Origin of the sequence: Pseudomonas sp. BIGb0558 (assembly GCF_024807515.1) — a bacterium.
Classification (GTDB): domain Bacteria; phylum Pseudomonadota; class Gammaproteobacteria; order Pseudomonadales; family Pseudomonadaceae; genus Aquipseudomonas; species Aquipseudomonas yamanorum_A.
Genome location: NZ_JANUEW010000036.1, coordinates 26,742 through 41,738, shown reverse-complemented (window position 1 = coordinate 41,738; position 14,997 = coordinate 26,742). Strand labels below are relative to the sequence as shown.

Below are 14,997 nucleotides of genomic sequence, written 5' to 3'. Positions count from 1 at the left end.
CATGCAGCTTTTAACCTTACCGCCCTCGCCCGCTCTTGCGACCTCGATCCGCGCCACGGCCCAGGTCTTCGAAGACCCCAAATCCCAGGCGTTGCTGGCGCACATCCAGCAAGTCGCGCCGAGCGAAGCCAGCGTGCTGATCATCGGCGAAACCGGCACCGGTAAAGAGCTGGTGGCGCGCCATATCCACAACCTCAGCGCGCGGCGCAACCGGCCGTTCGTGGCGGTGAACTGCGGCGCGTTTTCCGAATCCCTGGTGGAGGCCGAACTGTTCGGCCATGAAAAAGGCGCCTTCACCGGCGCCCTCAGCGCCAAGGCCGGCTGGTTCGAAGAGGCGGACGGCGGCACCCTGTTCCTCGATGAAATCGGCGACTTGCCGATGGCGATTCAGGTCAAGCTGCTGCGTGTCCTGCAGGAGCGCGAAGTGGTGCGCCTGGGCTCACGCAAAAGCATTCCCATCGACGTGCGGGTGTTGGCCGCCACCAACGTTCAGTTGGAAAAAGCCATCAACGCCGGGCATTTCCGCGAGGACCTGTACTACCGCCTCGACGTGGTCAGCCTGGAGCTGAGCCCGCTGCGGGACCGCCCCGGTGACATCCTGCCGCTGACCCGGCACTTCATCGAAGCCTACAGCCAGCGCCTGGGTTACGGCCCGATCACCATCAGCCGCGAGGCCGAGCAGAAACTCAAAAGCTACAGCTGGCCGGGCAACATCCGCGAGCTGGAAAACGTGATCCACCACACCCTGCTGATCTGCCGCAACGGCGTGATCGAGCGCGACGACCTGCGCCTGTCGAACATGCGCATCGAGCGTCAGGACGACAGCCAGCACGGCATCGACAACAGCGCCGAAGCGTTGCTGGAACGGGCCTTTCAAAAGCTCTTCGAAGAACAGGCCGGCGCCCTGCATGAAAAGGTCGAGGATGCGCTGCTGCGGGCCGCCTACCGCTTCAGCCATTACAACCAGGTGCACACCGCCAACCTGCTGGGCCTGAGCCGCAACGTGACGCGAACCCGTTTGATCAAGATCGGTGAGCTGGCGGTAAACAAGCGACGCCCCGGCGAGAACGTGCAGGGCGAGCGCATGCTGCACCTGTCAATTTAGGCGGCAGTGCAAGGCGTTGTCATGGCTGCGCTCGATGCTGCGCAGCACCTGGAACGAACCGAAGGTGACTGCCGTGGCCTGGTGGGCGCGGATCAGCGTCCAGAAATCTTCCTCACCGTGCTCAAAACACTTGAAGGCCGCCTCCCCGTCTTCGCGGGAGCGCCATTGCAAGTAGCTGAGCACCCGGCGTCCATCATCGCTGACCTGCACGCTGGCATTGATAAAGCCGCCATGGCCTTGGGCCAGACGCTCGCTTTGGGATGACAGGGCCGCCACCAAAGCCGATTGCTGCTGCGGTTCGATCTGGAACTCGACCATCTGGGTAAAACTCAGACGCTTCTCTGATACCTGCATGAACATTCCCCTCTCACTGTAGGCACAATCTTGCGATTCGATGCCACGCAGGGTAAAACCTCTAGTTAAGTCAAGGTCAAGGGCTTTTTCATGGTCAACAAAGAACTTACCGTCGGCCAACTGGCGGCCCGTAGCGGCGTGGCAGTCACCGCGCTGCACTTCTATGAAACCAAGGGGTTGATCAAGAGCAACCGCAACGCCGGCAATCAACGGCGCTACCCACGGGATGTGTTGCGCCGGGTGGTGGTGATCAAGATTGCCCAGCGTTTGGGCATTCCCCTGGCGACGATCCATGAGGCGCTGCAAACCCTGCCCGATGGTCGCACGCCTAACGCGGCCGACTGGGAGCGACTGTCTGCGCTATGGCGTGAAGACCTGGACCAGCGCATCGACAAGCTGATGCTGCTGCGGGACAAACTCAGTGGCTGCATTGGCTGCGGATGTTTGTCGCTGCAGGCGTGCCCGTTGCGCAATCACGACGACGTACTCGGTGAGCGCGGCCCCGGCGCACAACTCTTGGAGCCCACCCCTGATCCCTGATGTGTGAACCCACTCAATGTGGGAGCTGGCTTGCCTGCGATGCAAGCACCTCGGTTTTTCTGGCAAACCGCAGTGATGCTATCGCGGGCAAGCCCGGCTCCCACAAAAGCCAGCGCCCACCTTAGATCGGTCTGGGTCTTAGAAACCCGGGGCAATCTGCCCTTTGTAGCGGGTCAGGATGAACTGGCGTACTTCATCGGAATTCAACGCCTTGGCCAGCTTCTGGATGCCCGGGTCGTTGATGTTGTCCGGGCGCGCTACCAGGTACTCGACGTACAGGCTCTTGCCCTTCTCGACGATCAACGCACTGTTGGTATCGATCCCCGCTTCCAGGGCGTAGTTGGCGAACACGAATGCCAGGTCCACCTGGCTCACCGAGCGGGCCAGCAATGCCCCTTCCAGTTCACGGATTTTCAGGTGCTTGGGGTTTTCGACGATATCCCGCGGGGTGGCCAGGGTGTTGCTCGGGTCCTTGAGCTTGATCAGGCCGGCTTCATCCAGCAGCACCAGCGCGCGTCCGGTGTTGACCGGGTCGTTGGGGATCGACACCGTGGCGCCGTCTTTCAACTCCGAGATATTTTTGATCTTGGTCGAATAAGCACCGAACGGCTCGATGTGCACGCCTACCACCGGCACCAGATTGGTATGCCGGGTCTTGTTGTAGTCATCCAGGAACGGCCGGTACTGGTAGTAGTTGGCGTCGATATTCTTCAGCGCCAGTTGTTGGTTGGGCTGGATGAAATCGGTGAAGACCTTGATTTGCAAGTCCACGCCTTCCTTGGCCAGCACCGGTTTGACGAATTCGAGGATCTCCGCATGCGGCACGGGCGTGGCCCCCACCACCAACGTCTCGTTGGCGACGGCATTCAGGGAGAAGACAGCAGCCAAAATGGCCAGGGATTTTTTCATGATTGCTCCGAAAGCAGTGGTTCTAGGAATAGGTTTCAACGGCGGCTGTAACGCGCCACCAGGCGGTCGCCGGTCATCTGCAGGGCCTGCACCAGCACCAACAGCAGCAACACGGTGACCACCATCACGTCGGTCTGGAAACGCTGATAGCCATAGCGGATGGCCAAGTCGCCCAGGCCACCGCCGCCGATCACCCCGGCCATGGCGGTGTAGTCCACCAGCACAATCGCGGTGACGGTGACCGCCGCCAGCAGCCCGCCCCGGGCTTCCGGCAACAGCGTGTGGCGGATCACCTGCCAGGTGCTGGCGCCCATGGATTGGGTGGCTTCCACCACGCCACGGTCGACTTCACGCAAGGCGGTTTCCACCAGCCGCGCGAAGAACGGCGTACAGCCCACCACCAACGGCGGGATCGTGCCGGGCACGCCCAATGAGGTGCCCACCAGCAAGGTGGTCACCGGGATCAGCACAATCAGCAGGATGATGAACGGCAGCGAACGCAGCACGTTCACCACCACCGACAGCGCTCGGTACACCACCAGGGTTTCGTGCAACTGGCGCTTGCCGGTGAGGAACAACACCACCCCCAGCGGCAACCCCAGCAACACGGTAAAACCCAGGGCCGCGCTGAGCATGCTCAGGGTTTCCAGGCAGGCCTGGCCGATGTCGGCCCAATAGATGTGTTTAAACAGCTCGGCCATGGTTCAAGACCAGTCGTGACGCGGGGGCTTGGCGGCGTTGAGCAACCAGTTGCCCACCACGTGGTACTTCCAGCGCACCGGGTCATGCAGGGTGTGCACCCGGGCATTGCGCCAGTGACGATCGAAGTTGTGCTTCTTCAGGGTTGACCTTGTGCCGCCGAGTTCGAAGAGCTTGTTGCTGGCTTCGATGGCGATTTCGGTGGTCAGCACCTTGGCCCGGGCGACGGCCAGGGAAGCGTGAGCGACGTTGTCTTCATCGGGCGCCGGGCGTGCGGCGTCGAGGGCTTTTCCGGCGCGCTCCAGCAAGGCCTCTGCCGCTTCCAGGCGAATATCCAGCGCGCCCACCTGAATGATGGTCAGCGGGTCTTCACTGGCTTTTTCCACCCCGGCATCGATCCATGGGCGGGCAAATTGCTGGACGAACTGCACCGTGTCGCGCAACGCGGCGCGGGCGATGCCGGCGTCGATGGCGGCGGTGGTCAGTTGCGCGAAAGGGCCCGCCAGGGTCGGCGAATCGTAGGAACGATGGGTAGGAAACAGGTTGAACGCCGGCACCTTCAGGTCTTCGGCCAACACCGTACCGCTGGACGTGGTGCGCTGGCCCATGCTGTCCCAGTCGTCGACCACCACCAGGCCTTCAGTGCCGCGGGGCACAAAGGCCAACTGCGCATTCTGCTGCTCATCCAGCGCCAGCACCGCCAGCCAGTGGGCGTAAAGCGAACCGGTGCAATAGCCCTTGCGGCCGTTGATCACATAGCCATCACCTTGCCGGCGAATGGTTGCCTGGATGTCCTGGACGTTCTTGCCGCCGGTTTCCGACAGCGCATTGGCAAACCGATGCCCCTCCAGCGCCAGGCCAAAAAAGTACGCCTGCTGCTCGGGCGTACCTTGCAGGCGGATGTCTTCCAGCAGGCAGTAATGGTTCTGCGGGATTTGCCCCAGCGACGGGTCGGCCGCCGAGATAATCGCAATTACCTGGGCCAGCACCGCGTAGGACACCTGGGCACCGCCAAACTCGCGGGGCACGCTGATGCCCCACAGGCCGCTGTTGGAATACAGGTCGACCACGTCCGCCGGCACCTGGCGGGTGCGGTCGCGTTCGGCGTCTTGCTCCAGCAATACGGCGGCGACCTGGTGGGCAACGGCCAGGGCCTGGGCCTCGTCACGGATCAGCTCGGCGTGGGGCGTGTGAATCGGGTAATCGGCAGATACAGGCAGTACAGACATACAACGCTCTCGGGCGAATGATTTACCTGAGGCATTGCAGCTTCTGTGCCTGAGGCGCCAGGCTATCAAACACAAGGGTTTGCGCCTGATGTGCGCGCGGCAGACCGCCCATGGCGCAGCAAACTGCCGGTTTGCTGTTGTGTGGGCAACACCTCGGTGCGACTGATACACCGAGTTGCCTGCATCGCAGGCAAGCCAGCTCCTACAGTTGACCTGCATTGCCTGAAAGATCGGGCTTCAACACACTTCATGAACAACCCCTCCACGTTTTCCCCCTTGCCCCAGGCGCCGTGTGATTTCAGGATGCAGGCAATCATCACAAGGAGTCATTCCATGTTCGCCGGATTCCAAAAAGACCAGCGCCACGTCAACGGTGTGGACATCAGCTACCGCAAAGGCGGCGCGGGTCCCGGCCTGCTCCTGCTGCACGGGCACCCGCAGACCCACGTCATCTGGCACAAGGTCGCCGAGCAACTGGCCGAACACTTCACCGTGGTCGCCGCCGATCTGCGCGGTTATGGCGACAGCAGCAAGCCCGCCGCCAGTGATCAACACTCCAACTATTCCAAGCGCGAAATGGCCCGCGACGGGGTCGAGTTGATGAAGGCCCTGGGCTTTGATGAGTTCTCGGTGCTGGCCCACGACCGTGGCGCCCGCGTCGCCCATCGCCTGGCCCTGGACCACCCCAAGGCCGTGCAGCGCATGGTGCTGCTGGACATCGCACCGACGCTTGCGATGTATGCCCAGACCGACGAAGCCTTCGCCCGCGCCTACTGGCACTGGTTCTTCCTGATCCGCCCGGCGCCGTTGCCCGAGAGCCTGATCGAAGGCAACCCGGAACTGTACCTGCGCAGCGTCATGGGCAGCCGCAGTGCCGGGCTCAAGCCGTTCACCGACGAAGCCTTCGCCGAATACCTGCGCTGCCTGAAACTGCCCGGCACCGCCACCGGCATCTGCGAAGACTACCGCGCCGCCGCCGGCATCGACCTTGAGCACGACCGCGCCGACCTCGACAACGGCAACCACCTCAACCTGCCGCTGCTGGTGATGTGGGGCGCCGAAGGCACCGTCGGGCGCTGCTTCGAACCCCTCAAGGAATGGCAGAAAGTCGCCACCGACGTACGTGGCAAGGCCCTGCCGGCCGGCCACTACATCGCTGAAGAAGCTCCTGAACTGTTGCTGGGCGAAGTCCTGACCTTCCTTCGCTGAGGTTTTAGTAAACCGCTGATCTGATTGATCCCGCCCCGCAGGCTTGAAACAGCCTGCGACGGGATCTGCTTGCCCAAAAAACGTCTCGAGATAATAAAAATGACAATCAGAAAACTGCTGGGAACCCTGTATGTGCAGGTGATCATCGCCATTGTGCTGGGCGTACTGATCGGCAACCACTGGCCCCAGGTGGGCATCGACCTCAAGCCCCTGGGCGATGGGTTTATCAAGCTGATCAAGATGATCATCGGCCCGATCATCTTCTGCACGGTGGTCTCCGGCATCACCAGCATGCACGACGTGAAGCAGGTGGGACGTGTGGGCGGCAAGGCGCTGCTGTATTTCGAGATTGTCTCCAGCATCGCCCTGGTGATCGGCATCCTCGCCGCGCACCTGCTGCACCCGGGCGTGGGGTTCAACATTGACGTGAAGACCCTCGACACTTCGGCCATCGCCGGTTTTGTCGGCCAGGCCGAACATGGTGAAGGCGTCACCGGGTTCCTGATGCACGTGATTCCGACCACCTTCTTCGACGCCTTCTCCAAAGGTGAAATCCTGCCGGTGCTGTTTGTGTCGGTGCTGTTCGGCCTCGGGCTGGTGATGATCGGCGAGAAAGGCCGGCCGTTGGTGGGTGTGATCAACCAGGCCAGCGAAGTGTTCTTCCGCATCGTCGGGATGATCAGCCGCGTCGCGCCGATCGGTGCGTTCGGGGCGATCGCCTTCACCATCGGCAAATACGGCCTGGGTTCGCTGTTGCCGTTGTTGAAACTGGTGGGCACGTTCTACGTCACCGCGTTTTTCTTCGTGGCCGTGGTGCTGGGCAGCATCGCCCGGTATGTCGGCTTCAGCATCTTCAAGCTGCTGACCTACATCAAGGCCGAACTGCTGATCGTGCTGGGCACCAGTTCCTCCGAGTCTGCCTTGCCGCAACTGATCCAGAAACTCGAGAGCCTCGGCGCCTCCAAAGGTGTTGTGGGGATCGTGGTGCCCACCGGCTATACCTTCAACCTGGACGGCACCAACATCTATATGACCCTGGCGGTGCTGTTCCTGGCCCAGGCGACGAATATCGACCTGACGCTGGAACAACAACTGACGCTTCTGGCGGTGGCAATGCTCACCTCCAAAGGCGCCGGTGCGGTGGTGGGTGCAGGTTTTGTCGCACTGGCCGCCAGCCTGGCGGTGGTGCCGACGGTGCCGGTGGCGGCGATGGTGCTGATCCTGGGGGTTGACCGTTTCATGGCGGAGTGCCGTTCGCTGACCAACATTATCGGTAATGCCGTGGCTGCACTGGTGGTGGCTGCGTGGGAGGGTGAACTGGACCGCGAGAAGATGGCGCCCATCGCCCTCAAGCATGGCCGCCATGCGCGGGCTGCTGCGCAGGCGAAGATCGCTGCCGAGTAGACCTTAAGTACCAATCCCCTGTGGTGAGGGAGCTTGCTGTGGTGAGGGGGCTTGCTGTGGCGAGGGAGCTTGCTCCCGCTGGAGTGCGCAGCGCTCCCATCTTTTTTGGGGCCGCTGCGCAGCCCAGCGGGAGCAAGCTCCCTCGCCACAGTAAGCTCCATCCCCACAGCAAACTCCCTTCCCATAGCAAGCTCCCTCACCACACCGGTGCTATTCTGGCGGCTCATGCCGCCACGCCTGTTTCTGATGACTAACAAGAAAGATACCGTGCCCCTACCTGAAGACCTGCGGGTATTCCTGACCGTGATCCGCAAGGCCGGCTTTGCTGCGGCTGCCGATGAACTGGGGCTGTCCCCGGCCTACGTCAGCAAGCGTATCCAGATTCTCGAAACCACCCTGGCCACCCGCCTGTTGCACCGCACCAGCCGGCGTATCGCCCTGACCGAAGACGGTGAGCGGGTACAGCGCTGGGCCGTGCGCATTCTCGAAGACTTCCAGCAACTGTCCGACGAACTCTCCGACGCCCACGACAGCCCTCGCGGCCATCTGCATTTGTGCAGCAGCTTCGGCTTCGGCCGCAACCATGTGGCGCCGGCCCTGTCGCTGCTGGCTGAGCAATACCCGGACCTGGAGATTCGCCTGGACCTGTTCGACCGCGTGGTGGACATCGTCAGCGAAGGTTTCGACCTGGAGATCCGCGTGGGCGACGACATTCCCGGCCAACACATCGGCCGCCGGCTGGTGAGCAACCGCCGGGTGCTATGTGCCGCGCCCGCCTACCTCGAACGCCGTGGCACACCGCAGCACTTGGGCGATCTGGAGCAGCACGACTGCCTGGTGCTCAAGGAACGTGACAACGCCTTTGGCATCTGGCACCTGGAGCGCGATGGCGTGCAGGACAGCGTGCGCGTGCGCGGGCCGTTGTCGTCCAACAATGGAGAGATTGTCTTGCAATGGGCACTTGATGGGCGTGGGGTGTTGTTGCGGTCGATGTGGGATGTGAAGCCGCTGCTGGAGCAAGGGAAACTGGTGCAGGTGCTGCACGACTATACCCAGAGCGCCAACGTGTGGGCGGTGTATCCGACGCGGTTGGCGTACTCCGGGAAGCTGCGGGCGTGTGTGGAGTTCTTGCAGGAGCACTTCAAGGGGTTGTCGATCTGATACCCCGCTGAGTCCTGAACCCCATCCACAACCCCATGACCACCAGGGCGCTCAACGGCAGCCCGTGGAACAGCACAATCACCTGGGCCGGCGTCCACGTCAGGTAGAACGGCCCGACCACCAGCATGCCCACGCCGAAGCCGGCCATTTGAATCAGGGTCAATAGACTGAACAGCGGCAAGCGCAGGCTATCGGGTTCACTTTGCGCGCGGGAGACCAGGGCCACCTCGGATATACCGTCTCCCAGCCCGGCCCACACTACCAGTACCAACGCCAGCCACAGTTCGGTTTGCTGGAAGGTCAGGATAAAGCCGCTGGACATCAGCGCTACACCGGCCATGAACATCCGTTCCATGCCTTGGGTGCCACGGTTTTTTAGAACCGCACTGGCCAGGCGTGCGCCAATAAACTTGCCGCAAGCCCACACCGCCAGCAGATAGCCCATGACGGTGTTTGCCGTGTCGGGGGAAATGTACTGGGACAGCACCGGCCAGCCGACGTTATGGGCAGCGCTGCCCAGGGTATCGAGCATGCTGATCAGCAACATGGCGGCCAGCACCGGGGCGCCGCGCAAGCCTTTCTTCAGTTCGTGCCATTCCGCCGAGAGGCCGCGATGCACGGCCATGGCGACGGCGTACAGCCCGCGCAGCGGCAGGATCAAGCCGGCGGCCACAATATAAGTGGCGATGTTGACGGCAAACACCGCCTCGAACCCGCCGGTGGCGATCAACAGCCCGGACAGCAAGCTGCCGAATACCGCACCAGTGGCAGCCGCTGAAGTGATCCACGCATTGGTGGAAACCCGCTGCTCAAGCGCGACCCAGGTCGGTAACTGACTGTTCAGACCGATGGCAAACAGCGAATTGCACAAGCCGATCCCGAAGGCGATAAAGGGCAGCACACTGAGCTGAAGGTCCGGGATCAACACCAGCAACGGCGTCAGCAACAGCGCCCGGGCCAGGTCAAGCCCCGCCAACGTGCCACGCCCGGCAAAGCGCCGGAAAAACGGGATGCCGAACAGGCTGGCGACAATGCCGCCGGTGACGCGGCATGCCAGGAAGAGGCTGACAAACACCACGCTTTGGCTGAGCCAGTAGACGTAAGTGGACAAGGCCACCATGTTGAGGAACGCGCCGAAATCCGAAACACCCCGGGCGAAGATGATCAGGCGGGCGTTTCGGGTCGACAGGGCGAACTCGGGATTGCGGTTACACACGCTGAAATTCCTTTTTCCGTGACGGACCAACCTCCATGTCGCGGCCCACTTAAGCCCACGGTGCCCAAGGTGTCAACGTAAGGTGCTGAGTCTAATTGGCGAACTGCCCCCCTGTGGGAACGATCGCATTGGAAAACTGCCCCTCCCCTGTAGGAGCTGTCGAGCTTCAGCGAGGCTGCGATGGGATCACCGCGGTACACCTGCAGCACCGCAGCGCCTGCATCGCAGCCTCGCTGAAGCTCGACAGCTCCCACAGGTGATCTTGCTCAGCTAAGCCAGGGATTGGCCGCCAGATGTTCACGTTCAAACGCCTTGATCTGCTCGCTGCGCTGCAACGTAGTACCGATAGCATCCAACCCCAGCAACAACGCAGTCTTGCGCAACGTATCAATCTGGAACGAAATCACCTGCCCGTCCGCCAACCGAATCTCCTGGGCCTCAAGGTCCACACTGATCTGCGCCTGTTCAGGCTGGCTCACCGTCTGCCCCAGCCGCTGCAACACCGCCTCCTCCAGCGTGATCAACAGCACCCCATTACGCTGGCAGTTGTCATAAAAAATCCCGGCAAAGCTGCTGCCGATCAGCGCCCGAATGCCCATCTGCTTCAAGCCCCACACCGCATGCTCGCGGCTGGAACCACAACCGAAGTTAGGCCCCACCACCATAAAGCTCGCGCCCTGCCAGGCCGGCTGGTTCAGCACGAATTGCGGGTTAGGCTCGCCCGAAGGCAAGAAGCGCAAATCAAAGAACAACCCGCGATCCAGCCCGTTGCGGTCGATGCCCTTGAGAAACTGCTTGGGCATGATCACATCAGTGTCGATATTGGCCGCCAGCATCGGCGCGGCTTTGCCGGTGATGCGGGTAAAGGGTTGCAGGCTCATGTGCGGTCTCCAAAGTGGCGAATGTCCGTCAGGCGGCCGGTGATGGCGGCGGCGGCGACCATGGCCGGGCTCATCAGGTGGGTGCGGGCACCCGCGCCCTGGCGGCCTTCGAAGTTGCGGTTGGTGCTGGAGGCACAGCGGTCGCCCGGTTCCAGCACGTCGTCGTTCATGGCCAGGCACATCGAGCAGCCGGACTGGCGCCACTCAAAACCGGCGTCGATAAAGATCGCGGCAAGGCCTTCGGCTTCGGCCTGGTCGCGCACTTCAGTGGAGCCCGGCACAATCATCGCCCGCACATGGTCGGCCACGTGCTTGCCGCGCACCACGCTGGCGGCGTCCCGCAGGTCTTCGATGCGGGCGTTGGTGCAGGAGCCGATAAACGCGTGGCTGATGACGATCTCGCTCAAGGGCATGCCGGCTTCCAGGCCCATGTAGTTCAGGGCGCGGCGCATGTCCTGGCGCAGGATCAGGTCGCTGACGTCTTGCGGGTCCGGCACGCGGGCGCCGATGGGCGCGGCCTGGTCGGGGCTGGTGCCCCAGGTGACCATCGGCTCCAGCGCGGTGGCGTCCAGTTGCACTTCGAGGTCGAACACCGCGTCGGCGTCCGAGTGCAGTTGGCGCCAGCCCACCAGGGCGCGTTCCCACAATTCGCCCTTCGGCGCCCGGGGCTTGCCCTTGAGGTAGGCGAAAACTTTTTCATCCGGCGCCATGAAGGCACCGCGTGCGCCCGCTTCCACCGCCATGTTGCAGATGGTCATGCGGGCCTCGACGCTCAGGGCATCGATGGTCGAGCCACGAAACTCGATGGCGTAGCCGGTGGCGCCCGAAGCGCCGATCTTGCCGATCAGCGCCATGATCACGTCCTTGGAGGTCAGGCCGTGGGCCAATGTACCGTCCACGGTCACGCGCATGCTCTTGAGGCGTTTGTAGACCAGGGTTTGCGAGGCCAGCAGATGCTCGATTTCCGACGTGCCGATGCCAAAGCCGAACGCGCCCAACGCACCGTAAGTGGTGGTGTGGCTGTCGCCGGCGGCGATCACCATGCCCGGCAGGATAAAACCCTGCTCCGGGGCGATTACGTGTTCGATGCCCTGGCGTTTGTCGAGGATGTCCAGCAGTTCAATCCCGAAGTCCCGGCAGTTTTCCGCCAGGTACGACACTTGCCGCGCGCCGCCCGCATCCGGCATGGCCGCGATGCGCTTGGGCGTGGTGGGGTTCACATGGTCGACCACCGCCAGCGCCGTGCCGGGGCGCCACACGCCGCGGCCCGCCTCGCGCAAGCCGCTGAAGGCCTGGGGGCTGGTGTATTCGTTGATCACCTGGCGGTCGATGTACAGCAGCACATGGCCCTGGTCATCCAGGCGGCACACCGTGTGGGAATCGATGTGTTTGTCGTAGAGGGTTCTGGCAGAAGTCATTATGGGGCTCGCTCAACGGTATGACCCCATCATAGGCAGCGCCCCCGCCCCATCAATCCCGCCTTGGTGATGACTCGAAACATGTTTCGTGTTGCATGAATGAGTATCTGAAACATTTACTTTCATATCCGCCTTAGGGTTTTGCGTTTCTCATCCGTCTTAACTTAGATACAGCCGCTCGCGTCAGCAAAAGCTACGGGTGGCGTTTTCCGGGCCTTTACTGCCCCCCTCCGATCAAGACCCTCATTCACATGTCGAAGAAGTCACGCTCAAAACTCTGGTTTCTCGTGCACAGCTGGCTGGCATTGCCCATCTGGTTCTTTGTGCTGATCGTCTGCGTCACCGGCACCCTGGCGGTGGTCAGCCAGGAGATCGTCTGGCTGGCCAACCCGGACATCCGCGCCAGCAAGCCGTCGGACGATGCCGAACCGCTCACCTACGACCAGGTGATCGGCGCCATCAAGCGCGCCGAACCCCAGGTGATCGTCGAATCCCTGAGCCGCCCGGACGAATCGCACTTCGCCCTCAGCGCCGACCTGAGCTACCCCGACGGGCGCTCGCTGGAGGTTTACGTCAACCCGTACACCGGGGTGATCCAGGGCATCAGCCCATCGTTCAACTTCCAGCAATTTACCCGTGCCCTGCATGGCTGGTGGCTGGTGCCGTTCACCAATGGTTACAGCTGGGGCTGGTACCTGGTCTCGCTGCTGGGCTTGCCGCTGTTGGCCTCGCTGGTCACCGGCCTCGTGGTCTACAAGCGCTTCTGGAAAGGTTTTTTCAGGCCAACGCTGCGCATTCGTCACGGTGCGCGGATTTTCTGGGGCGACTTCCACCGGTTGAGCGGCATCTGGTCGATCTGGTTTATCGCGGTGATTTCCATCACCGGCACCTGGTTCCTGATCCAGGCGATCCTGGGCGATAACCAGATCACCATTTCCAGCGAGCCGATCGTCCCGGCGATTGCCCGCGACAAAGTACCGATGTCCGCCCCGGGCGTGCCGGCGCCCATGATTCCACTGGACGAGGCGATCACCATCGCCACCCAGCGGATTCCGGGGCTTGAGGCCAGCTTTGTAAGCCTGCCCAGCAACGCCTACAGCCACCTGCGCATCGGCGGGCGTGGCTGGTACCCGCTGATGTTCCAGACTGCGGAAATCAACCTGTACAACGGCGAAATCGCCGCCTCGCACCTGCTGTCCGACCGATCGGCCCTGGAGTTCGTCACCGAATCCATGCGCCCGCTGCACACCGGGGATTTTGGCGGTATCTGGATCAAGCTGATCTGGGCCTTCTTCGGCCTGGTGTTGAGCATGATGGTCTTGAGCGGCTTGCTGATCTGGACCAAACGCACGGCCCTGGCCACCCTCAATGCCCTGAAACGCGAAGCCAAGGCGTCCCGTCAACCGGCGAAAATCCAGGCCTTGCAGGCTGAAACAACGGAGGCCAATCCATGAACAAGGCCACGACGATTCAACCGCCCTCGCCGCTGCGGGCCTTTTGGCTCAAGTGGCGCTTCCACATCAATATCCTGCTGTTGCTGGTGCCCCTCGGCTTCATGCCCAAGTACTTCGCCGACGCCGCGCTGTTTCGCGGTGACAGCGGCCTGGGTGAACGGGAGATCGGTGACGTACAGGTCGGCCCCTGGAGCCTGAAGCTCGCAGAGCTACGCAACGAGCCGCCGCGCCCCAACCCGGCGGGCCCGATGAAATCCTTCAACGCGGCCCTGTGCGACACCTGCACCGACCAGGTCAAGGCCACCTACCTGCGCATCGGCAAGCCCCGCAGCCTGCGGGCCGCCGGGGTGATTTTCTTCGGCACCCCGTACCGCATGGGCGCCGCGCTGCCGATCCCTGAACGCACGCCGCTGGACGCCGAAGTGTGGATCACCATGGAAGGCTGGGACGGCGCCATGCACCAGGCCTCCATTCCCTTGAGCCAGGCATCGCCGGCCACCATCGACTGGCTGAAAAAACGAGGAGTCAAACCATGACCTTGCAGCAATTGGCCCGCGCCTGTGGCGTGCTGATCCTCGGCGCCGGTTTCAGTACCGTCGCCCTCGCCCACAACCCGATGTGCGAATGCAAGGAAATCGCCGGCGAGCAGATCCAGTGCACCGGCGGTTTCTCCGATGGCAGCGGCGCCCCGGGCGTGACCCTGGACGTGATCGGCTACGACGAAACCATCCTGGTGCCCGGCAAGCTGGGTGAAGACTCGAAGTTGACCTTCAAGAAACCGTCCGCCGAGTTCTACGTGCTGTTTGACGCCGGCCCCGGCCACGTGGTGGAAATCGACCAAGCGGATATCCAGCCCCAATGAGCACGACTCACGTTGTTCGCCCGGCCGGTGCCGGGCACGAAACCCTGTACGTCCTGCTGCTGTGCCTGATCATCCTCGCCGTTGCCGGCACAGTGGTGGCCTTGCGCGGTGAAAGCCAGGAGATCGCTGCGGTACCAAGCCACCAGTTGGACGCCCGCCGCGACCTCAGCGCCGCCGAGCAAGGCATCTATGCCGACCTGCGGGTGACCCTGGACGAAATCCATTTGCTGCAGGAGGAACACAGCGCCCTGCCGACGCCTGAACAACTGGCCGAAGAAGGCTTTGCGCCCTTCGCCCAGGACGCCAGTTCGGTGAGCCGTGGCGACCACCGCTGGCAGTTGCTGGACACCGCCTACCTGGGCCTGAGCCAGACCCCGGCCCTCAGCGGTTCGCTACTGATGCGCATCAGTGGAGCCGAGCCGGATATCTGGCTCAACCGCAGCGCCAACCTCACCGCCCCCACCGACCTCACTGACCAGGCGCTGATCAGCGCGGGCTGGCAACAAGTGGTCGCGCAGTTCGATGCGGGTGTCACCCGCCAGCATCGTCATTGAAT

Annotated in this window: 16 protein-coding genes; 9 read left to right on the top strand and 7 right to left on the bottom strand. The window is 62.6% G+C overall.

Annotated elements, in window-relative coordinates; translation table 11 throughout:
• Position 1 precedes the first annotated feature (1 nt).
• Positions 2–1,105: a sigma-54-dependent Fis family transcriptional regulator gene (locus tag M2400_RS27615; RefSeq protein ID WP_010166567.1), complete on the top strand. Its 1,104-nt coding sequence runs from the start codon at positions 2–4 to the stop codon at positions 1,103–1,105.
• On the opposite strand, the gene M2400_RS27610 is transcribed toward M2400_RS27615, so the two are convergent.
• Positions 1,097–1,459 carry an antibiotic biosynthesis monooxygenase gene (locus M2400_RS27610; protein ID WP_177042792.1) on the bottom strand — a complete coding sequence of 121 codons (363 nt, stop codon included), beginning with the start codon at positions 1,457–1,459 and terminating at the stop codon, positions 1,097–1,099. The two genes, M2400_RS27615 and M2400_RS27610, sit on opposite strands and share 9 nt — an antisense overlap.
• Before the next feature lie 90 nt (positions 1,460–1,549).
• On the opposite strand from M2400_RS27610, the gene soxR reads away from it, so the two are divergent.
• Positions 1,550–1,999 carry a redox-sensitive transcriptional activator SoxR gene (gene soxR, locus M2400_RS27605; RefSeq protein ID WP_259201288.1) on the top strand — a complete coding sequence of 150 codons (450 nt, stop codon included), beginning with the start codon at positions 1,550–1,552 and terminating at the stop codon, positions 1,997–1,999.
• Between the two features lie 138 nt (positions 2,000–2,137).
• Here the strand turns inward: soxR and M2400_RS27600 are convergent, their stop codons facing one another.
• Genes M2400_RS27600 through M2400_RS27590 form a run of 3 tightly spaced genes read right to left on the bottom strand, consistent with a single transcriptional unit; the run spans position 2,138 to position 4,836 of the window.
• Positions 2,138–2,908 carry a MetQ/NlpA family ABC transporter substrate-binding protein gene (locus M2400_RS27600; protein ID WP_177042794.1) on the bottom strand — a complete coding sequence of 257 codons (771 nt, stop codon included), beginning with the start codon at positions 2,906–2,908 and terminating at the stop codon, positions 2,138–2,140.
• 35 nt (positions 2,909–2,943) lie between these two features.
• Positions 2,944–3,609, bottom strand: coding sequence for a methionine ABC transporter permease (locus tag M2400_RS27595; RefSeq protein WP_259201286.1), 666 nt, complete (start codon positions 3,607–3,609; stop codon positions 2,944–2,946).
• A 3-nt stretch (positions 3,610–3,612) separates the two neighbouring features.
• The gene (locus M2400_RS27590; RefSeq protein ID WP_259201285.1) at positions 3,613–4,836 is read right to left on the bottom strand and encodes an SfnB family sulfur acquisition oxidoreductase; all 1,224 of its coding nucleotides are present in this window, start codon (positions 4,834–4,836) and stop codon (positions 3,613–3,615) included.
• Between the two features lie 333 nt (positions 4,837–5,169).
• On the opposite strand from M2400_RS27590, the gene M2400_RS27585 reads away from it, so the two are divergent.
• From M2400_RS27585 to M2400_RS27575, 3 genes are all read left to right on the top strand, one after another.
• The gene (locus M2400_RS27585; protein WP_177077860.1) at positions 5,170–6,045 is read left to right on the top strand and encodes an alpha/beta fold hydrolase; all 876 of its coding nucleotides are present in this window, start codon (positions 5,170–5,172) and stop codon (positions 6,043–6,045) included.
• A 99-nt stretch (positions 6,046–6,144) separates the two neighbouring features.
• A complete protein-coding gene (gene dctA / locus M2400_RS27580; RefSeq protein WP_003207293.1) occupies positions 6,145–7,449 on the top strand; it encodes a C4-dicarboxylate transporter DctA in 1,305 nt (434 codons plus the stop codon).
• A 246-nt stretch (positions 7,450–7,695) separates the two neighbouring features.
• On the top strand, positions 7,696–8,610 hold the full coding sequence (locus M2400_RS27575; protein WP_218170970.1) for a LysR substrate-binding domain-containing protein: 915 nt from the start codon (positions 7,696–7,698) through the stop codon (positions 8,608–8,610).
• On the opposite strand, the gene M2400_RS27570 is transcribed toward M2400_RS27575, so the two are convergent.
• The 3 genes from M2400_RS27570 to leuC all read right to left on the bottom strand — a co-directional run bounded on the left by M2400_RS27570 (position 8,591) and on the right by leuC (position 12,125).
• A complete protein-coding gene (locus M2400_RS27570; protein ID WP_177077864.1) occupies positions 8,591–9,826 on the bottom strand; it encodes an MFS transporter in 1,236 nt (411 codons plus the stop codon). The genes M2400_RS27575 and M2400_RS27570 overlap by 20 nt on opposite strands.
• Positions 9,827–10,092: 266 nt before the next feature.
• Entirely contained in the window at positions 10,093–10,707 is a 615-nt protein-coding gene (leuD, locus tag M2400_RS27565) for a 3-isopropylmalate dehydratase small subunit (RefSeq protein ID WP_259201090.1), read from the bottom strand.
• Positions 10,704–12,125, bottom strand: coding sequence for a 3-isopropylmalate dehydratase large subunit (gene leuC / locus M2400_RS27560; RefSeq protein WP_177134593.1), 1,422 nt, complete (start codon positions 12,123–12,125; stop codon positions 10,704–10,706). The genes leuD and leuC overlap by 4 nt, the downstream gene beginning before the upstream one ends.
• A gap of 251 nt (positions 12,126–12,376) precedes the next feature.
• Here leuC and M2400_RS27555 point away from each other — a divergent pair, with 251 nt between their 5' ends.
• The 4 genes from M2400_RS27555 to M2400_RS27540 are packed head-to-tail and all read left to right on the top strand — an operon-like array spanning position 12,377 to position 14,995.
• Positions 12,377–13,579 carry a PepSY domain-containing protein gene (locus tag M2400_RS27555; RefSeq protein ID WP_259201089.1) on the top strand — a complete coding sequence of 401 codons (1,203 nt, stop codon included), beginning with the start codon at positions 12,377–12,379 and terminating at the stop codon, positions 13,577–13,579.
• The gene (locus M2400_RS27550; protein WP_177042804.1) at positions 13,576–14,115 is read left to right on the top strand and encodes a thiamine pyrophosphate-binding protein; all 540 of its coding nucleotides are present in this window, start codon (positions 13,576–13,578) and stop codon (positions 14,113–14,115) included. Before M2400_RS27555 ends, M2400_RS27550 begins: the two co-directional genes overlap by 4 nt.
• Positions 14,112–14,441, top strand: a complete 330-nt coding sequence (locus M2400_RS27545; RefSeq protein ID WP_177042805.1) for a hypothetical protein — start codon at positions 14,112–14,114, stop codon at positions 14,439–14,441. Before M2400_RS27550 ends, M2400_RS27545 begins: the two co-directional genes overlap by 4 nt.
• Complete coding sequence (locus M2400_RS27540; RefSeq protein WP_177121931.1) at positions 14,438–14,995, top strand: DUF6162 family protein; 558 nt, start codon at positions 14,438–14,440, stop codon at positions 14,993–14,995. Before M2400_RS27545 ends, M2400_RS27540 begins: the two co-directional genes overlap by 4 nt.
• Positions 14,996–14,997 lie beyond the last annotated feature (2 nt).